The sequence below is a fragment of the Lyngbya sp. CCY1209 genome, assembly GCF_055795065.1.
In genome coordinates this window covers 1-18,623 of record NZ_JAYFER010000217.1, presented here as the reverse complement: position 1 = coordinate 18,623, position 18,623 = coordinate 1, and the positions used below count along the sequence as shown (strand labels likewise).

Annotated in this window: 15 protein-coding genes; 8 read left to right on the top strand and 7 right to left on the bottom strand. The window is 54.8% G+C overall.

Going from position 1 to position 18,623, the window contains the following annotated elements; all coding sequences use genetic code 11:
- Positions 1 to 322 precede the first annotated feature (322 nt).
- A complete protein-coding gene (gene mfd, locus AC0QHF_RS04580; RefSeq protein ID WP_324703003.1) occupies positions 323 to 3,838 on the top strand; it encodes a transcription-repair coupling factor in 3,516 nt (1,171 codons plus the stop codon).
- Between the two features lie 15 nt (positions 3,839 to 3,853).
- Here mfd and AC0QHF_RS04575 read toward each other — a convergent pair whose 3' ends face one another.
- Together AC0QHF_RS04575 and AC0QHF_RS04570 are read right to left on the bottom strand one after the other, a co-directional pair.
- Positions 3,854 to 4,300 (bottom strand): PIN domain-containing protein, encoded by a 447-nt coding sequence (locus AC0QHF_RS04575; protein ID WP_324703002.1) that lies wholly within the window; start codon positions 4,298 to 4,300, stop codon positions 3,854 to 3,856.
- Complete coding sequence (locus tag AC0QHF_RS04570; RefSeq protein ID WP_324703001.1) at positions 4,300 to 4,554, bottom strand: hypothetical protein; 255 nt, start codon at positions 4,552 to 4,554, stop codon at positions 4,300 to 4,302. Before AC0QHF_RS04570 ends, AC0QHF_RS04575 begins: the two co-directional genes overlap by 1 nt.
- 257 nt (positions 4,555 to 4,811) lie before the next feature.
- Here AC0QHF_RS04570 and AC0QHF_RS04565 point away from each other — a divergent pair, with 257 nt between their 5' ends.
- A complete protein-coding gene (locus AC0QHF_RS04565; RefSeq protein WP_324703000.1) occupies positions 4,812 to 4,934 on the top strand; it encodes a hypothetical protein in 123 nt (40 codons plus the stop codon).
- Between the two features lie 2 nt (positions 4,935 to 4,936).
- Here AC0QHF_RS04565 and AC0QHF_RS04560 read toward each other — a convergent pair whose 3' ends face one another.
- Positions 4,937 to 5,227 (bottom strand): DNA cytosine methyltransferase, encoded by a 291-nt coding sequence (locus AC0QHF_RS04560; protein ID WP_324702999.1) that lies wholly within the window; start codon positions 5,225 to 5,227, stop codon positions 4,937 to 4,939.
- A gap of 53 nt (positions 5,228 to 5,280) precedes the next feature.
- Complete coding sequence (locus AC0QHF_RS04555; protein ID WP_324702998.1) at positions 5,281 to 5,559, bottom strand: AAA family ATPase; 279 nt, start codon at positions 5,557 to 5,559, stop codon at positions 5,281 to 5,283.
- A 250-nt stretch (positions 5,560 to 5,809) separates the two neighbouring features.
- Between AC0QHF_RS04555 and argZ the strand changes: the two genes are divergently transcribed.
- Positions 5,810 to 7,924: a bifunctional arginine dihydrolase/ornithine cyclodeaminase gene (gene argZ, locus AC0QHF_RS04550; protein ID WP_324702997.1), complete on the top strand. Its 2,115-nt coding sequence runs from the start codon at positions 5,810 to 5,812 to the stop codon at positions 7,922 to 7,924.
- A 184-nt stretch (positions 7,925 to 8,108) separates the two neighbouring features.
- On the opposite strand, the gene crtH is transcribed toward argZ, so the two are convergent.
- On the bottom strand, positions 8,109 to 9,653 hold the full coding sequence (gene crtH / locus AC0QHF_RS04545) for a carotenoid isomerase (RefSeq protein WP_324702996.1): 1,545 nt from the start codon (positions 9,651 to 9,653) through the stop codon (positions 8,109 to 8,111).
- A gap of 443 nt (positions 9,654 to 10,096) precedes the next feature.
- On the opposite strand from crtH, the gene upp reads away from it, so the two are divergent.
- The 3 genes from upp (at position 10,097) to AC0QHF_RS04530 (ending at position 11,573) form a co-directional block, all read left to right on the top strand.
- Complete coding sequence (upp, locus tag AC0QHF_RS04540; protein ID WP_324702995.1) at positions 10,097 to 10,747, top strand: uracil phosphoribosyltransferase; 651 nt, start codon at positions 10,097 to 10,099, stop codon at positions 10,745 to 10,747.
- A 138-nt stretch (positions 10,748 to 10,885) separates the two neighbouring features.
- On the top strand, positions 10,886 to 11,209 hold the full coding sequence (locus AC0QHF_RS04535) for a ssl2009 family thylakoid membrane protein (RefSeq protein ID WP_324702994.1): 324 nt from the start codon (positions 10,886 to 10,888) through the stop codon (positions 11,207 to 11,209).
- A 76-nt stretch (positions 11,210 to 11,285) separates the two neighbouring features.
- A complete protein-coding gene (locus AC0QHF_RS04530; protein ID WP_324702993.1) occupies positions 11,286 to 11,573 on the top strand; it encodes a YggT family protein in 288 nt (95 codons plus the stop codon).
- A 132-nt stretch (positions 11,574 to 11,705) separates the two neighbouring features.
- Here the strand turns inward: AC0QHF_RS04530 and AC0QHF_RS04525 are convergent, their stop codons facing one another.
- On the bottom strand, positions 11,706 to 12,119 hold the full coding sequence (locus tag AC0QHF_RS04525) for a YidH family protein (protein ID WP_324702992.1): 414 nt from the start codon (positions 12,117 to 12,119) through the stop codon (positions 11,706 to 11,708).
- Between the two features lie 452 nt (positions 12,120 to 12,571).
- Here AC0QHF_RS04525 and AC0QHF_RS04520 point away from each other — a divergent pair, with 452 nt between their 5' ends.
- Both AC0QHF_RS04520 and AC0QHF_RS04515 read left to right on the top strand, forming a co-directional pair.
- Positions 12,572 to 15,481, top strand: a complete 2,910-nt coding sequence (locus AC0QHF_RS04520) for a calcium-translocating P-type ATPase, PMCA-type (RefSeq protein WP_324702991.1) — start codon at positions 12,572 to 12,574, stop codon at positions 15,479 to 15,481.
- A gap of 312 nt (positions 15,482 to 15,793) precedes the next feature.
- A complete protein-coding gene (locus AC0QHF_RS04515) occupies positions 15,794 to 16,243 on the top strand; it encodes a hypothetical protein (RefSeq protein WP_324702990.1) in 450 nt (149 codons plus the stop codon).
- Between the two features lie 62 nt (positions 16,244 to 16,305).
- Here the strand turns inward: AC0QHF_RS04515 and AC0QHF_RS04510 are convergent.
- Positions 16,306 to 18,623, bottom strand: a 2,318-nt coding sequence (locus tag AC0QHF_RS04510) for a WD40 repeat domain-containing protein (RefSeq protein ID WP_324702989.1), incomplete at its 5' end; no start/stop codon positions are given.

Below are 18,623 nucleotides of genomic sequence, written 5' to 3'. Positions count from 1 at the left end.
TGGTGGGTTACGGCGCGGATGAAAAGTTGTGGGTTTTTCCGAAAAATTACGGCCGCGCCTAACCCACCCTACTGGACTACTGTACTGCTGTCCGTTCCCACCTCAGATTGCCAAGAAACCGGGTTTCTATCAGAGTGTTTCTGTCCTCACCGAATTGTTTCCTAGAAACCCGGTTTCTACTTCTCACCGATATCTCTCAGAAACCCATTGCTACCTCTCACAGGCAGGATGCCTGTGCTACACCGATCGCACCACCTTGACAAACGCCGTCCCCCGAACCGCTAGAATGGTATATCAGTCCTTGTCAGATCCCGAGCCACCTATGACCTTTTCCGCTGTCGTTCGGGCGTTGGGGCGATCGCCTCTGACGGCCGAGTTGCTGACCAAACTGAACAAACAGCAATCCCTGTACCTGAACGGCGTCCCCCGCCTCCCCAAAGGACTGGTCGCCTCGGCGTTGGCTCAGGAAGCCCGGTTGAGCCTGTTGGTGGTGACGGCAACCCTGGAAGAGGCCGGCCGCTGGGGAGCCCAGTTGGAGACGATGGGATGGCAGGCCGTCCACTTTTACCCCACCTCCGAGGCGTCCCCCTACGAACCCGCCTACTCCGAGGAGATGACCTGGGGAAAAATGCAGGTTTTGGCTGACCTGGTGGAACGCCGCGGGGGAGATGCCGCCCCCGTCGCGGTGGTGGCCACGGAGCGATCGCTGCAGCCCCATCTCCCCCCCGTGGAGCATTTCCGCCCCTACTGCCTCACCCTGACGCCGGGGTTGTCCTGGAACTCCAAAACCATCGACGAGAAATTCGCCCGGTTGGGATACGAACGGGTGGCCCTGGTGGAAACTGAGGGCCAGTGGAGTCGCCGGGGGGACATCGTGGATGTCTTCCCCGTGGCGTCGGAATTGCCCGTCCGCCTGGAGTGGTTCGGGGACGAACTCGAACGCCTGCGGGAATTCGATCCCGTCACCCAGCGATCGCTCGATCGCATCGAGAGCCTCACCCTCACCCCCACCAATTTCGACCCCATCATCGAGGCGAATTTAACCCTATCCGAAGAAACCTTAGAAACCCTCAAAAGCGATCGCATTTCCGACCAACTCACCCAGGCCGGCATTTCCCACCTATTAGGGTTAGCTTTTGAAAATCCCGCCTCCCTTTTGGATTATTTGCCGGAATTGACTTTAGTCGCTATCGACGAACCCGATCAATGTGCGGGACACGGCGATCGCTGGTTCGAGCACATCCACGAACAGTGGCAAAGTGGACAAAGCCGGTGGCCCCTGGGGGACGGACTCGACCTACACCTACCCCAACTCCACCGTCCATTCTCCGAGTCCTTGGCGGCCCTGGAACGCCGCTTCGATCGCCTTTACCTCAGCGAACTCGCCGACTACAAATCCCCCACCGTCCCGGCCGATTCTGCGTCGCTGAACCTTGCCAGCCGCCCCCTCCCCGTCACCCCCCACCAGTTCGGGAAACTGGCCGACCTGATCCGCGAAGAACGCAAACGCCAGTTCACCATTTTTCTGATATCCGCCCAACCCAGCCGCTCCGTCGCCCTATTATCAGAACACGACTGCCCCTCCAAATTCGTCCCCAACCCGCGAGATTACCCGGCGATCGAATCCCTGAGCCGCAACACCCCCGTCGCCCTCAAATACACCGGGCTCGCCGAACTCGAAGGCTTCGTCCTGCCGACATTCCGGTTGGCGATCGTCACCGATCACGAATTTTTCGGCCAACACGCCCTCGCCACCCCCAGCTACATCCGCAAACGTCGCCGCGCGGCATCCAAACAGGTCGATCCCAACAAGCTGCAACCGGGAGATTACGTCGTCCACCGGCAGCACGGCATCGGCAAATTTGTGAAACTCGAAAGCCTCACCATCAACCAAGAAACCCGGGATTATCTCGTTTTACAATACGCCGACGGCACCCTGCGAGTCGCCGCCGACCAGGTGGGTACGTTATCGCGATTTCGCAGTACCGGCGGCAAGGTTCCCCGCCTCAATAAATTAACTGGAAAAACCTGGGATAAAACAAGGGAAAGAGTCCGGAAATCTATTAAGAAATTGGCGGTGGATTTGCTGAAACTGTACGCCCAGCGATCGCAGCAGACCGGATTCAGCTACCCCCCCGATATGCCCTGGCAGCAGGAAATGGAAGATTCTTTTCCCTACAAACCCACGCCGGACCAGTTGAAGTGCACCCAGGATGTGAAACGGGACATGGAGAGCGATCGGCCGATGGATCGTCTCGTTTGTGGTGATGTGGGATTCGGGAAAACCGAAGTCGCAATCCGGGCAATTTTTAAAGCCGTCACCGCTGGAAAACAGGTGGCATTTCTCGCCCCGACGACCATCCTCACCCAGCAACATTACCACACCTTAAAAGAGCGCTTCGCCCCCTACCCCATCGAAATCGGACTCCTCAACCGCTTCCGTTCTGCGTCGGAACGGAAAGACATTCAACAACGACTGGCAACCGGGGAAATTGATATCATCGTCGGGACCCATTCTCTCCTCGGAAAAACTGTCCAATTCAAAAATTTGGGATTATTGGTCGTTGATGAAGAACAGCGTTTTGGAGTAAATCAAAAAGAGAAAATTAAGGCGTTAAAAACTCATTTAGATGTGTTAACATTGACTGCGACACCCATTCCCAGAACGCTATATATGGCACTTTCGGGAATTAGGGAAATGAGCTTAATTACGACTCCGCCACCCTCCCGCCGTCCCATCCAAACCCATTTATCTCCCTACAATCCCGAAACCATCCGCACGGCTATTCGTCAGGAGTTAGATCGGGGGGGGCAGGTGTTTTATGTGGTGCCCCGCATCGAGGGAATCGAGGAGAAATCGGCCCTAATTCGGGAGATGGTTCCGAGTGCGAGATTGGCGATCGCCCACGGACAGATGGACGCCGGAGAATTGGAGTCAATTATGCTGACATTCGGCGCCGGGGAAGCGGATATATTAGTTTGTACCACAATTATCGAATCGGGACTGGATATTCCGAGGGTGAATACGATTTTAATTGAAGATGCCCAAAAGTTCGGTTTAGCACAATTGTACCAACTGCGGGGCCGCGTCGGACGGGCGGGGGTACAGGCCCACGCATGGCTATTTTACCCCATCGGGGCGGACGGGAGGGCGGCTTTGACGGAGGATGCCAGAAAGCGGCTGCGGGCTCTGCAGGAGTTCACCCAGTTGGGTTCGGGTTATCAGTTGGCGATGCGGGATTTGGAAATTCGCGGGGCGGGTGATATCCTGGGGGCGCAGCAGTCGGGTCAGATGGAGGCGATCGGTTTCGATCTGTATACCGAAATGCTGGAAGAGGCGATCCGGGAGGTTCGCGGACAGGAGATTCCCCAGGTGGACGACACCCAAATCGACCTGCGGTTGACGGCGTTTATCCCTTCTGATTATATCCCCGATTTGGATCAGAAAATGAGCGCCTATCGATCGGTGGCGTCCTGTCACGATCGCGAAGAATTGAGTCGGATCGAGGAAGATTGGGGCGATCGCTACGGCCCAATTCCTACCCCCGCCAAGCAGTTAATTCGGGTGATGGAGTTGAAACAGATCGCCAAAAAGTTGGGCTTTTCTCGTATCAAACCGGAGGGCGATCGCGATATCGCTTTGGAGACGCCGATGGAGGAACCGGCATGGAAGTTATTGGAACAAAATTTACCGGAACATTTGCGATCGCGCTTCGTGTACGGCCGGGGTAAAGTGAGAGTGCGCGGCTTGGGTATTTCGACGGCGGCAAGACAGCTCGAATCTTTAATTGAATGGCTGGATACAATGCAGGGTGCCCTGGAGGAGGTTCAGGTTTAGCAGAAATGAGTTTGCTTAAATCGTCAGAAAGTGCTGTACAAAATCCTCGGGCGTGAAACAGGGAAAGTCGGCAATGGTTTGAATTAATTTTCGATTGGCCGAAACAAAACAGTCGGCTTGTCCGTACTTTGCCGTCAGGTAAATAAAAATATCTTCGGTTGGGATTAACTGATCGGTCAAAATTTGCTCTGCTTCTGCTTTTAAGTCCTCAGTTTCGGGGACAAACAAGCAGTTGAGGTTCTGCCAAATTTGATCGACGATTTTCGCCCCCCAGTCTTTATTCTGAATTCTCTTGCAGACTCGTAAAATTTGCTCGATCAGTTCTTGGGATATAATAACTTGAATGGAAGACCGTCGTTGAGCATCATAAAATCCCAATTTTCTGAGAATTGCTTCTTCATTGGAACGGGGATTTAATTGAGCCAGAATATAAACATTTGTATCTAAAAAGATTCGCTGCATTACCGCCGTTCTCGAAACATTTCTTGCTTGACATCTCGGATGAGTTCCAAAACTTGTTCGCGAGTTTCGATGCCCGCTTCTTTAAACCCGGCTTGCATTTCCGCCCTCACTCGGTCAAAATCAGCTTCTTCGTGCGGTTCTTTAAAAAGAATCACAACTTCAACCTCCCGCTCATCTTGCGGGAGGTCATCAATGGCTTTATTGAGAAACAATTCTCCGTTTTTTAGGGTCGCTTTTGTTTGGATTATTTTCATAGTTTTAACTGAATTAAAGTTAAATTATTTAAAGTGATTCTCTTTAAAATTTATGACTTTTGGGCTGAATCCCCTAGATCGTCGAGAAGACATTTATCATTCTATCATATTTTTGGAATAACTGCAAGGCGAAGCGAACGCAAAATAATTCATCAAGAAAATCAAAATTGGCTTCAATATTGCTACAATTTTTATATTGAATTGCGACCGTCGCCAATAATGGAAATTTAACAGTATCTTATTCGGATTATATACCCATGTCTAATTTGCCCAAAGAATACACCGTTAACTTGGAAGAAACCGGCGAATTAATGATTCCCGAACCGGTGCGACAACTCAAACTTTTCTATATTTGGTTCGATGGTTTTCTTTTTGACTGATATTATTCCCGTGGACGAACATATTGACTCACAACTGATTCAGGATATTTTCCGCGATCGCTTTTGCCATCAACGGCGGGACGGCATTGCCAATTTGATTGTACTGGCAGAGGTGCTTTCGTAATTGTGGCAATGTCACCTTGCGCGATCGCGGCATTCGGATGATTAAACTGAAATGTCTCGCCAGCCCAGCGATCGCTTTCGATCGCACCAACTATCTCGGCACCGGCCCACTGAAAACCCAAACTAAATCCACCCGCACCCGAAAATAGATCTAACACGGAATAACTCATCTTTTATTGTTATTTATGACGACTCTATATTTTATCAAAATATCAATCAAAATTCAATCTTTTTTACAATTGATTTCGTGTCCGTTGAATAAATGTCGAATATCAAATTCTCGTCCCCTTCCCTGTTCTTCGCTGATAAAATACTCTCCCCGATCGCTCATGGCTTGGGCGAGGGGTTCTAGATTCGTCCGAGAACAAAGGATTTGAATGGCTTCCAATATCGATGTTTTGCCACTGTTATTCGTACCGACCAGCAAATTCAATCGGCCCAATTTCTTTAATTCAAATGTGCGAAAGCAGCGAAAACCTTCGATTTTGACTGTTTCTAGCATAAGGTGTCACTCCAATCAGATGCGATCGCTCTCAAAAGCCGCCAAATCCTGATATGTCCTCAACCCTCAGAACCGGGCGTTTCATTTTCCGTCGCATCCGGCAAAGTGTCCCGCCGTGGTAAGATAATATGTTGGCTTGGTTAGACTGAAATATCCCACTTCTCGGCTGTAGGGGTGGGTTTTGCCATTCGGCGATCCGAATCTCCGTCTCCGGCATCTGTAGCGTCTACATCAATTTTTAACTTCAATTATGACTGATCCGATTCGCTTTCTCATGTGCTCCCCCGACCACTACGACGTGGACTATGTGATCAACCCGTGGATGGAGGGGAACATTCACAAATCCTCCTCCGATCGCGCCGTCGAACAGTGGCAGAAACTCTACCACGTTATCAAAGATCATGCGATCGTCGATCGCGTCGATCCCCAGAAAGGCTGGCCCGACATGGTTTTCACCGCCAACGCCGGACTGGTGTTGGATAAAACCGTGGTCCTGAGTCGCTTCTACCACAAGGAACGCCAGGGAGAAGAACCCCACTTCAAAGCCTGGTTTGAAAGCCAGGGGTTCACGGTTCACGAACTCCCCAAGGACCTGCCCTTTGAAGGCGCCGGGGATGCCCTATTAGATCGCGAAGGGCGCTATCTGTGGGCGGGATACGGCTTCCGTTCGGAACTCGACTCCCACCCCCTACTGGCGGAATGGCTGGATATCGAAGTGCTCTCCCTGCGGCTGATGGACGATCGCTTCTACCACCTCGACACCTGCTTCTGTCCCCTCACCGGCGGGTATTTGCTGTACTACCCCCCCGCCTTCGACTCCTACTCCAACCGCCTGATCGAAATGCGAATCCCCGAACACAAGCGGATCGCGATCGACGAACCGGATGCGGTCAATTTCGCTTGCAACGCCGTCAACATCAACCAGACGGTGATCATGAACAAAGCCAGCGACAACCTGAAAGCGCGGTTGTCCGAAGTCGGCTTCAACGTCATTGAGACGCCGCTGACGGAATTCCTGAAAGCGGGGGGGGCGGCAAAATGCCTCACCCTGCGGGTAACAGAACCCATCCTCGAAGATCGCCACGCCGCGACTCAACTCGAAAGCCGGACGGTTTGCCTGCAAGGCCACTTATTAGATGCGGGCCTGATCAATCGGGCCTTAGATTTGGTCGTCGAAGGCGGCGGCAGCTTCCAGGTACAGAATTTCAATTTGGGAGAACAACGCCAAAGCACCTCCTCGGCCCAAATTAGAATCTCGGCCCCCTCCCACGAGGTGATGGAAGAGATTATGAGTCAATTAATTGACATCGGGGCGGTATCCCTGGAAGAGGATGTCCAAGATGCCAAACTCGAACTCGTCCACCAGCACGGCGTCAGCCCCGACGATTTCTATGTCACCACCATCTATCCCACCCAAGTGCGGATCGGTGGCGAGTGGGTGAGGGTCCAGAACCAGCGCATGGACGCCGCGATCGCCGTTACCGAGGGACCCGACGGCCCGATCGCCCGCTGCAAGTTGCTGCGAGATCTGGAAGTGGGCGAAAAAGTGGTCGTGGATGTCTTCGGCATCCGTACCGTCCGCAAAACCGAGTCCCGCGAACAGCGCAACAGCCAGGAATTCAGCTTCATGTCGGCGGGGGTTTCCAGCGAACGCCGGGTTGAGTTGATCGTGGAACAGGTGGCCTGGGAAATGCGCCGCATCCGCGATCGGGGTGGTAAAGTTGTGGTAACGGCCGGCCCGGTGGTGATCCATACCGGCGGTTCCCAACACCTCGGACACCTGATCCGCGAGGGCTACATCCAAGCCCTGTTGGGGGGAAATGCGATCGCCGTCCACGATATCGAACAGTCGGTAATGGGCACCTCCCTCGGCGTGGACATGAAACAGGGCGTCGCCGTCAAGGGCGGACACCGCCACCATTTGAAGGTGATCAACGCCATCCGTCGCTGCGGCAGTATCGCCAATGCGGTAGAACAGGGAATCATCACCAGCGGCATCATGTACGAGTGCGTCCGCAATGATGTCCCCTTCTCCCTGGCGGGATCGATCCGGGATGACGGCCCCCTGCCGGACACCGAAATGGACCTGATCAAAGCCCAACAGCACTACAGCGAGTTGATTGCGGGTGCAGATATGATCCTGATGCTGTCCACCATGCTGCATTCCATCGGCGTGGGCAACATGACGCCATCGGGGGTGAAAATGGTCTGCGTGGACATCAACCCCGCCGTGGTGACGAAACTGAGCGATCGCGGTTCGGTGGAGTCCACCGGCGTGGTGACGGACGTGGGGCTGTTCCTCAGCTTGTTGGTGAAACAACTCGACAAGTTGACCAGCCGCTACGAAGCGACCACGACCGCATAAACTCAGTGCAGGGTGCGTTCCCAATCACCCATCATCGCTCAAATCGGGAGGTGAGAGTCGGGAACGCACCCTACAATTGACAAATGTAATCGGAAACGGCTTGTCAATTCCTCTCTGTGTCCTCTGTGTCTCTGTGGTTCTTTTTAAAAGGAGGTTCTTCAGCAAAACCGAGAACCCCAATCCCTCATTTCAACCCCAAATCCACCGCGATCCGATGAGCGCAGGCGAACCCCGAAAACGCCACCGCATTGAGTCCCTGTCCCGGAAACGTGCTGTCTCCGACGCAGTACAAACCCGGAATCGCCGTCCGGTTGAAGGGCATTCCCAACAGTCCCCGCAACTGCCGCCGGGGAATCGGTCCGTAGGTGCCATCTTCCCGGTTGAGAAAGCGGCGGTGCGATCGCGCCGTGCCCACTTCCATATAGTCCAAACCCGCATCTAAACCGGGGAAAATCGTTTCCAGGCGATCGATAATTCGACCAGCCGCCTCTTCTTTCTTTTCCTCATATTCCGATGCCGAAAGATTTTTCCAGTCGTCGATCCAACTGGGGGTAAAGGTGTGGATGATGTGGTATCCTTCCGGCGCTAAATCCGGGTCGAGGAGGGTGGGAATTGACACGAAAATTGTCCCCTCCGGTTCCTCCATTTTCTCCCAATCTTCTAAAACGATGTGGTGGCATTCCGTTCCCGGCGGCAGTACGGACGCCTCCACCCCCAAATGCAGGCTCAAAAAACTGGGGGATTTCTGATAGCGTTTCCGCCATTTCTTCTCCGAGGTTGGCATCATCTCGGCCGGGAGGAGTTTCCCGAAGGTGTCCCAGTGGGTGGCGTTGGAGACGACGCGGCGGGCCTTGTAAACGCTGCCGTCGGTCAGTTCCACCCCCACGGCCCGACCATTTTCGATGACAATCCGTTTGACTCGTGCCTTGTATCGGATCGTGCCCCCGGCTTTTTCCAAGCCGTCCGCCAGTTTTTGGGCGATCTGCCCCACGCCACCCTTCGGGTAGTTGATGCCGCCATAGTGGCGGTCGGAAAACACCATCCCGGCGTTGATCATCGGGGTCAGGTCGGCGGGGACGACGGACCAACAGTAGCACTCGATATCGATGAATTTGAGAAGATCCGGGTCGCTGATGTGGCGTTTGGCGACTTCCCCGACGTTTTGGGGGAGATACTGCACTAACCCCAAACAGGCGCCGGGGTTCTGGAAGAAAACCCGCATCAAATAGCGCGGTTCCTCCAATGAGAGGAGTTCCATCGCGTTGAGACAGTTGAAGACTTGCCAACATTCGTCATAAAACTTACGAATTCCGCCCCGCTCGTGGGGAAATTTTTCGCCCAGTTCTTGCAAAAATTTCTCATAATCTCGGTGGACCCTCACCTCCAGCCCCCCGGGCAGGTGGTAGTGAATCTGCACCGGGTCGGGAATCGTCTCCAACTCGACGTTCACGGCATCCAGGGCGCGGGTGAGCAGGTTGGTGGTGCCTTTGTCACCGAACCCGAAAATCATCGAGGCCCCGACGTCGAATCGGTATCCCTCGCGATCGAAGTAGCCCGAACTACCGCCGGGGATGATGTAGCTTTCGAGCACCAGCACGGCGGCGCCTTTGGCCGCGAGTTGCGTGGCCGTGACCAATCCCCCGATACCGGAACCGATGACGATCGCATCAAAATCTCGGGTCGGCAGGGGCTCGTCGGCGAAGGACTCGGATGGGGTAGAAACAGGCATCGGATCGACTCTCTTCGGTGAATTTCCTGACTTTACAGTTTAACGCTTCCCCAGGTTCCCATGAAGTTCAGAGGCGACAGTTCGATCGCGACCGAGGTGCGATCGCCCCCCCCATAAGAAATGCGGGAACGGTTTCGTTACGAACAACCGCCCCCGTCTGCCGATCCTTTGAGAGGAGAACACTGATAATCACTATAGTGTTGTTAAAAATAATTGTCAATTACTTCGCAACATTTCTTAAAACTCTGCCGGGGGAGGTGGGGGGGTATGATATTTAGGGTGTGGGGTGTAGGGTGTAGGGTGTGGGGGAAGCGGAGGGAGCGGAGGGAGCGGAGGAAGAAATTGCCTCCCCTGCCTCCTCTGCCTCCTCTGCCCCCCTGCCTCCCCTGCTCCCGACTCCCGATTCCCGACTCCCGATTTTTACTGATTTTGCGACGATTTCGATGACCTTGCAACTGCGCGTTTACGTTCCCCCCCATCCCCTGATCAAGCACTGGCTGGCGATCGCCCGCGATGTCTCCACGCCGCCGGCCCTGTTCCGGAGCGCCATGACCGAACTGGGGCGGTGGCTGACTTACGAGGCGACGCGGGAATGGTTTTCCACGGTGGATGCCACGGTGCAGACGCCCCTGACCGAATGTCCGGCAACCTATATTAACCCGGAAGTGCCGATGGTGGTGGTGCCGATCCTGCGGGCGGGGTTGGCCCTGATGGAGGGGATTCAGAGCGTGGTGCCCCTGGCGTCGGTGTACCACCTGGGGATGGTGCGGGACGAGGAAACCCTGGAAGTCAGTTGTTATCTCAACAAACTGCCGGAGACGTTCGACCCCCAAACGCGACTGATTATCAGCGAACCGATGCTGGCGACCGGGGGGACGATCGCGGCGACGATGAAAGAATTGACCCAGCGGGGGATCGATGTCGGCCTGATGCGGATCGTCTCCGTGGTGGCCGCACCCCAAGCGTTGCAGATCCTCAGCGAGACGTATCCCAGCCTGCGGATTTACACGGCGATCATCGACGAGGGCCTCAACGACAGGGGGTTTATCGTGCCGGGGTTGGGGGATGCGGGCGATCGCACGTTCGGCACTTGAAGGCGGGAGTCGGGAGTTGGGAGTCGGGAGTCGGGGGGAGGGAATAAGGTGGGAGTCGGGAGTTGGGAGTCGGGAGTCGGGGGGAGGGGATGGGGAATCGGTAATAGGTAATAGGTAATGGGTAATAGGTGATAGGCAATGAGCAATCGAGAAGGATTTACGAGTGGATTGATCCTGGGGGCGACCCTGGGGGGTCTGGTGGGTGGTGTGTTGGGGGTCGTCCTGTCTTCCCGACAGTCCGGGTCGGGGGAGGGTTCCGGCGAACCGCTCTTGGAGGGTAAGCGGAACCGCAATAAAGAGGATAAGCTGACGCCGGAGAATGTGGAGACGGCCCGGTTGAACCTGGAAGATAAAATCGCCCAACTCAATCAGGCGATCGACGATGTACGTCTGCAACTGGGGGGGATGAACGGCACGATCGCGGCGGAACCCCAGGAGTCCTCACCACAGGAAGAGTCCTGATGCCGGGACATCTCGGCAAAATGTGATACACTGTTGGGAGAATTTTATAAACTAGCAACCAGAATCCGTAATACCTATGAGTTCAACAATGGGGCCACTAGCCTTACTGGCAAACACACTTGCAACATTCTTTCAAATTTATATGGTTCTAATTTTCATTAGAATCCTCCTGAGCTGGTTTCCCAACGTCAATATGTACGAGGGGCCGCTGTCGGTTATCCCCCAATTGACAGACCCCTATCTGAATGTTTTCCGCTCTTTCATTCCTCCCTTGGGCGGTATCGACTTTTCTCCAATTATCGCGATTTTCCTGCTTCAGTTTATCGCCGGAATTATTCCCGCCTTAATTTACAGTCTGGCTTAAAACAATTGGGAAAAGTGGCGCGATCGCACCTTTGGCGAAAGCGAAGAAAATCCGGGGCTTGAAGCCCCTTTTTTTATTTTATACGTTGTTGCGCTTCAGCGCTTTGGGGGGCTCCCATCCCAACAACGGGTTTTAATCTAATAGTGCACCGAGTACAATTCCGAAGAATGCGACAACTCCTAAAAAGGCGAGAATGACGGCGACGGAGAGGGCTTGGGAGGTTCTCGGGGTGTAGAGGTAGTCATCGCGGCGAATTCGTTTGAGTTCCCGGCGGTGGTCGAGGGAGGCGGCGAGTAATGCGATGGTTCCTAAAGCGATGAAAGCCAGACCGAGAAAGCGGGACAGCAGCAGGGGTTCGATGTGATTGTCGCCCGTTCCGGCATCGAGGACGGTGACGACGCGATCGATTCCGAAGCCGAATCCGATCAGGGCCAGACAGGTGCGAATCCAGGCCATCAACGTGCGTTCGGCGGCGGCGCGGTTGCGTTCTTTTGCCAGTTCGTTGTTGAGGTTTGTGGGTCTCGGCGGCGGCTCAAATTCGGTCATCGGATAGATGTTTGGTGGGGGGATACTGTGGATATCATGTAGGAATAAAAAATCAAATATCGGCGTAAATTTTACATTTAAGATCGGATAATAACGGTGATTTATAACCCGGATGAATTCGGTTTTGGGTCGATTTATGCTATCTTAAAATGATAGCTGAAAATTGCCTCAATTTTTGAATCTATCTCCGAAACAAACTGAGTATTCTCACTTATCCAGTTCTTCCGCAACTGAAAGCCGTCCGAAAAGGCGGGCCGGGGAGGATTTCGGCTGGGGCATCTCGTCCGATATCCGAAAAATTGGGAATCCGAGAGCGCCATCCGGCCGACTGAGAGAAAATATGAGTTAGATACGATCCGAAGTATTGATCGATCCTGAGAAGCATCAACTCTGGGAACGAAACGTGCCACCGGCGATTGGTGCGATCCGAGGCCAACACAGGAGATTTGCGAATGACCATCACCCACGACCCCCAAAAGAAAATGAATCCTTTGACGGGATTGACAGCCGCCGAGGTGGAAGTGAGTCGCCAGACCCACGGCGACAACATCCTCACCCCCCCAGAACGCGATCCGGCTTGGCGGCAATTTTTAGAAAAATTTGACGATCCGGTGATCCGGATTTTGATCGTGGCGGCGGTGGTCGCCATCGGTCTGGGAACCGTCGAGGGGGATTATATCGAAGGTTTCGGGATCGTGGCGGCGATCGCCCTGGCCACGACCGTGGCGTTTTTGAACGAATATAAAGCGAACCAGGAATTCGACATCCTCAACCGCATGAACGACGAAGTACCCATCAAGGTGATGCGGGAGGAGAGTTTCACCACCGTGCCCAAAAAAGATCTGGTGGTGGGGGATATCGTCCTGATCGAACTCGGGGACGAAATTCCGGCGGACTGTCGGGTTTTGGAGGCGGTGTCCCTGCGGGTGAACGAGGCGAACCTGACGGGGGAGGCGGAGGCGGTGGAAAAAGTCGCCGTCGGGAAGGGGGAGGAAACGGAAGATGCGGCCTACCCCCCCGATCGCGTCTTGCGGGGGACGGTGGTGACGGACGGACACGGAACCCTGGAAGTGACGGCGGTGGGCGATCGCACGGAAATCGGGCAGACGGCGCGATCGGTGTCCGAGATGACGGAGGTGGAAACCCCCCTGAATCAACAACTCGATCGCCTCAGCCGGCTGATCGGGGTGTTGGGACTGGCGATCGCGGTTTTGATCGACATCGCCTTGGTGCTGCGGGGGGCGATAACCGGACAACTCCCCCTGAGTGCCGGACAGTGGTACATCGTCGGCTTCCTGGCGGTCAGTTTGTTAATCACCCTGACCCGGGTTTGGCTTCCCATCGTCTACGACGGCTTGGAACTGGCAGGGAGGGACGCGGAACCCCCGGAATGGCTGGACAATAACGGCGCGATCGCATGGCTCAAATCCGCCCTCCTAGGCCTGTTAGCCTTCGGGTCGGGTGTCGGACTGGGATACGGGCTCGGCTGGATTCCCGCCAATCCGGGGGACTGGATTCCGGCGCAGGTGGCAGGGGAGTTCCTCACCTACTTCATGATCGCCGTGGCCGTGATCGTGGTGGCCGTCCCGGAAGGACTCGCCCTCAGCGTCACCCTCAGCTTGGCCTACAGCATGAGGAAGATGGCGAAACAAAATAACCTGGTGCGGCGGATGCACGCCTGCGAAACCATCGGCGCCGCAACGGTGATCTGTTCCGACAAAACCGGGACGCTGACGTTGAATCAGATGCGGGTGCGGGAGGTGAACTGCCCCTGTCTGGCCTCCGATCGCCCCGGGGATTTGATCGTCGAAGCGATGGCGGCCAACAGCACGGCCCATTTGGAGCGGCACCCGGGGGAACTTCCGAAGGCGATCGGGAATCCCACGGAGGCGGCCCTGTTGCTGTGGTTGGAAGACCAGCAGATCGACTATATCGAGAAGCGGGAGCGTTTCGTCGTCAGCCACCAACTGGCCTTTACCCCCGATCGCAAATACATGACCACCCTGGGGAGGTCGCCAGGTTGCGATCGCGACATCCTGCACGTCAAGGGCGCCCCGGAAATTTTGCTCTCCCACTGCTATTCCTATTTGAAAGAGGGACAAATTACCCCCCTCGACCCCTCCACCCTGCGATTTATCGCCCAGGAGTTGAAAAACTGCGACGCCGAGGGAATGCGAACCTTGGGGTTTGCCTACGTCCCCGAACCGACCCCCGAGAGCCACACCCTGAAATTGGAAGAACACGAAGATCTCGTCTGGCTGGGTTTTGTGTCCATTGCCGATCCGGTGCGTCCGGAAGTCCCCGAGGCGGTGCGGCAGTGCCAGCGGGCCGGGATCGACATCAAGATGATCACCGGGGACAGTTTGCTGACGGCGGCGCAGATTGCCAGTCAGATCGGCATTATCGACGAAAATGATACCCGGGAGGCTTACATCACCGGCGCCCAACTGCGGAAACTCTCCGACGCCGAGGCCACCGTCGCCCTGAAAAAAGCCCGGGTCATCGGCCGGGCTCGCCCCCAGGACAAGCAGCGGATCGTGCAACTGTTGCAGGCCCAGGGGGAGGTGGTGGCCGTGACGGGGGACGGGACCAACGACGCGGCGGCCCTCAACCAGGCCCAGGTGGGGCTGGCGATGGGGAGCGGGACTTTTGTGGCGAAGGAAGCCAGCGATATTATTTTGTTGGATGACTCCTTCCGCAGCGTTAAACAGGCGGTGTTGTGGGGGCGATCGCTCTATCAGAACATCCAAAAGTTTATCTTGTTTCAACTGACAATTAATGTGGCGGCCTGCGCGATCGCTTTGTTGGGTCCGTTCATCGGCATCAATTTGCCCTTCACGGTGACGCAGTTGTTGTGGGTGAATTTGATCATGGATACGTTTGCGGCGCTGGCTTTGGCGACGGAACCTCCCAACGAACAGGTGATGGAAGTGCCGCCCCGCGATCCGAAAGCGTTCATTATTTCCAAGGAAATGGCGACGGGTATCTTTACCGTCGCGCCTCTGTTTTTGGTTATTTTGGTCGGTTTTCTGTTCTATATTCAACGGGATGGTTTGGTTACGCCCTACGAATTGTCTTTGTTTTTTACCAGTTTCGTGATGTTGCAATTCTGGAATTTGTTCAACGCCAAGTGTTTTGGGGGGACGGATTCGGCCCTGTCTCAGTTGTTCAAAAATCCTAGCTTTGTGGCGATCGCCGGGGCGATTTTGGTCGGCCAAATTCTGATTGTCGAGTTCGGCGGCTCCATTTTCCGCACCGTTCCCCTGTCTTTGACGGATTGGCTGGTGATTATCGGCGCCACCTCCCCGGTGTTGTGGATCGGCGAGATCTGGCGGGGGGTACGGCGGTGGCCGAGGGGCTAAAGCCCAACAACGACAATTTGTTGTTGCGCTGGGGCGCTTCTGAGGTGGCTTAAGCGCAACAACGGGATGGGATTTGACCGCGCACCGCGCTATATAGGCCGGCGGGTTCTTTCCCGGGACTCGGATCGGCGATCGAGATCACCTCGATTCGGTGTATTTTGTCTCCGATGGATCTGCATATTCTCACTCAAAATCGCCCCCAATCTCACCCAAGTTCATCCGAAAAATCACTGAATTTTTCATTCACTCCTGAGATGATTTATACACTGAAAGATGTGACCGCACCTCATCCAGGAGGGAAATATGATCGTGATGACTACATCCACAAAAACCTATATCGGGCCGGATGGAACCTTGGAAGAACTTCCGTTGTCCGCTAAATTTGGGGAGATTGAACTGGGGTTGATTTATCGACTCGCCGAAGCGAAGGGATGGGAACCGGAGCCCCTGGAAAGTCGGGTCGATCGCGCCCTGTCGATGGCGGACAGGCACCAGACCGACCCGAAGGCCCGACGCCTGATCGATTTGGCCCGCCGGGGTCAGATCGATCGCCTCGACGGGGTGGAGTGCTGGACGACTCAAATCGACGAAACCCGGGCGGCGGGGATCTGTCTGGACCCCATCGCCGGGACGTTGGAGGTGATGGTGATTGATGTGGAGTGGTTTACTCCCATTCATCGGGAACGGGTGACGACGTTATCGCGACTGTGCGAACTCGTCTGTTCGGATTGTTCCGACTCGGAATTGGGGTCGAGATCTTGACCGTTTCGATTGAGTTTTTTTGATATCTTTTCTGAGCCTCGGGGCTGAAAACTCACATTTTCTCAATTTCCGACATTTTTACACAGGTTGCGATCGCTCCCTTCAACTTCAACATTCGTCCGCAGGTAATCCCGCACCCAGTCGCAGGCATATTCGAGCTTGTTTAGCGTTTCAATTTTTTCTAAATCCCATAAAATCATCTTCTGATTGTGGGCGCCGGCAACTAAAGAGCGACCGTCGGCGGTAAATGTGACACTGGTCACGATGGCTTCATGTCCGGGCAATACGTTCAGGAACTCGCCGTCTAGATCCCACAATTTCACCGTATTATCCAGGCCGGCCGTCGCGATAATTTGACCGTCCGGGCTGAAGGCGACTCGCGTCAATCCCTTACTCCGAGCTGTGACGGTCTTGATGAAAGTGGCATCGCCACCATCTAATTTCCAGAAGGTCAAAGTATCGTCCCGACTCGCAGAAACCATCAAATTTCCTCGGGGATGAAAAGCCAAGCCCCAGATCGCCCCCCCTCCACGGTCGAGCTCGGCAACGGGCTTACCGTCGGGTTGCCACAATTTCACCGTCCCATCTTCGCTGGCGGAAGCGAGAATTTGACCGTCGGGGCTGAAGGCCAATTTCCAAATCCGCCCGTCGTGGGCCGAAAAACTGTGCAGCAATTCGCCATCCATACTCCACAATTTAATCGTTTTGTCATCTCCGCCAGAAGCAAAAATTTGGCCGTCGGGGCTGACGGCGATCGCAAAAACTGCAGCCTGATGTTCGGTCAATATTTTGAGGGGTCGGGGTCGGACTTTCGCCAGATCGCCCAAATCCCAAATTTCGACCGTGGGTTTATTCGTACCGACGATCGCGGTGGGTTCGTGGGGGGCAAAAGCGACGGAGCGAACCCGCCGCCGTGCACTGTCGATCGCCTGCAAAAACGTCCCGTCGCTCCCCCACAGTCGGAGGTGCGGATCGCCGGCGCTGGCGATCAACTGACCGTCGGGACTCACGGCGATATCCCAAACCGTATCCTCGTGGCCGTAAAGTGGCCTCGAAAACGCTTTGTTGCTTCGCCAAAGTTTGACGGTGCCATCTTCGCTGGCCGAAGCCACCATCAATCCGTCGGCACTCAAGACGACATCCGGAACCAGATGTTTTTTTAAAATCTGGAGTAACGTTCCGTCGGATTGCCAAATGTGGATGACATTATCTTGACCGCCGGTGGCAATATATTGGCCATTTTCGCTGCAATCGACGCCGCTCATGGCTTCTTGTCCCCGAAAAGTTCTGAGCAAAGTTCCATCTAATCGCCACAGTTTCGCCGTCCGATCCGAACTGGCCGACACCAGTAAATTGGTTTTCTGGCAAAACGCGACATCCCAAACCGGCGCTTCATGTCCGGCCAGGGTTTTCAACAGTTGGCCGTCGAGGCTCCAGAGTTTGACGGCGTTATCGACCCCGGCGGAGGCGACGATTTGACCGGTGGCATCGAAGGCGACATTCCAAACGGCCCGTTCGTGTCCTTTTAAAGTGGTTAATAACCGACCATCTTTTCGCCATAACTTGGCGGTGCGATCGCTGCTGGCCGACGCGATCGTTTGGCCGTCGGGACTGAATGCCACTCCCCAAACGGCGGCGTCGTGGGCGGGGATATTTTGCAACAGTTTGCCATCGGTACTCCACAGTTTGACCGTGCCATCCAAACTCCCGGAAACTAAAGACTTTCCATCCGGACTGAAAGTGACCCGAAAAACCGTCGCCGAATGGGGTAGAGTTTCGAGCAATTGGCCGTCAGACCGCCAAATTTTGACGGTTCGATCTTGGCTGGCGGTGGCGATCGACTTTCCATCCGGGCTGATATCGACACCCAAAACGCTACCTTGATGGCCGATCAATTGATTGAACTCGTTGCTTCCATAAATCGCCCGTGTCAGTGCAATTTCCACCTGTTCTTCGATGTTGCGATCGACTCCGCCCAAATCGTTGACCCGGCGTCGGGCTTTGATGGCATCTAACATCGCCTTTAACTGATTGTCGGAGGCCAATAAACCTTGAGAAGAAGAAGCGAGGGCGATAATTTCGCTGATTCTCGCCCGTCGGTATTGCCGGCGGGCAAATAGGCTCATCCCCAAAGCCGCGACAAAGCCGACGGCGAGGACGGCCAAAAGTAACCGCTGCAATTTGGCGACTTTTCGTTCTTGTCGCAGTCGGGCTTCAATTTCTCGGGCGCGTTCGACTTCCACCACTTTTTGTAGCTCTTTTCTGTCCAGTTCCACCGAAGTCGCCAAAAACTGATAGTCCAAATCGCTCAAACTTTTTCCGATCGCCCAAATTTGTGCATCTTTTAAAGCCCGCCCCCGCAACAGCCGCGATTCGTCCG

Coding starts and splice junctions, on each gene's coding strand:
- mfd (WP_324703003.1), top strand. CDS start 323: ATGACCTTTTCCGCTGTCGTTCGGGCGTTGGGGCGATCGCCTCTGACG.
- AC0QHF_RS04575 (WP_324703002.1), bottom strand. CDS start 4,300: ATGCAGCGAATCTTTTTAGATACAAATGTTTATATTCTGGCTCAATTA.
- AC0QHF_RS04570 (WP_324703001.1), bottom strand. CDS start 4,554: ATGAAAATAATCCAAACAAAAGCGACCCTAAAAAACGGAGAATTGTTT.
- AC0QHF_RS04565 (WP_324703000.1), top strand. CDS start 4,812: ATGTCTAATTTGCCCAAAGAATACACCGTTAACTTGGAAGAAACCGGC.
- AC0QHF_RS04560 (WP_324702999.1), bottom strand. CDS start 5,227: ATGAGTTATTCCGTGTTAGATCTATTTTCGGGTGCGGGTGGATTTAGT.
- AC0QHF_RS04555 (WP_324702998.1), bottom strand. CDS start 5,559: ATGCTAGAAACAGTCAAAATCGAAGGTTTTCGCTGCTTTCGCACATTT.
- argZ (WP_324702997.1), top strand. CDS start 5,810: ATGACTGATCCGATTCGCTTTCTCATGTGCTCCCCCGACCACTACGAC.
- crtH (WP_324702996.1), bottom strand. CDS start 9,653: ATGCCTGTTTCTACCCCATCCGAGTCCTTCGCCGACGAGCCCCTGCCG.
- upp (WP_324702995.1), top strand. CDS start 10,097: ATGACCTTGCAACTGCGCGTTTACGTTCCCCCCCATCCCCTGATCAAG.
- AC0QHF_RS04535 (WP_324702994.1), top strand. CDS start 10,886: ATGAGCAATCGAGAAGGATTTACGAGTGGATTGATCCTGGGGGCGACC.
- AC0QHF_RS04530 (WP_324702993.1), top strand. CDS start 11,286: ATGAGTTCAACAATGGGGCCACTAGCCTTACTGGCAAACACACTTGCA.
- AC0QHF_RS04525 (WP_324702992.1), bottom strand. CDS start 12,119: ATGACCGAATTTGAGCCGCCGCCGAGACCCACAAACCTCAACAACGAA.
- AC0QHF_RS04520 (WP_324702991.1), top strand. CDS start 12,572: ATGACCATCACCCACGACCCCCAAAAGAAAATGAATCCTTTGACGGGA.
- AC0QHF_RS04515 (WP_324702990.1), top strand. CDS start 15,794: ATGACTACATCCACAAAAACCTATATCGGGCCGGATGGAACCTTGGAA.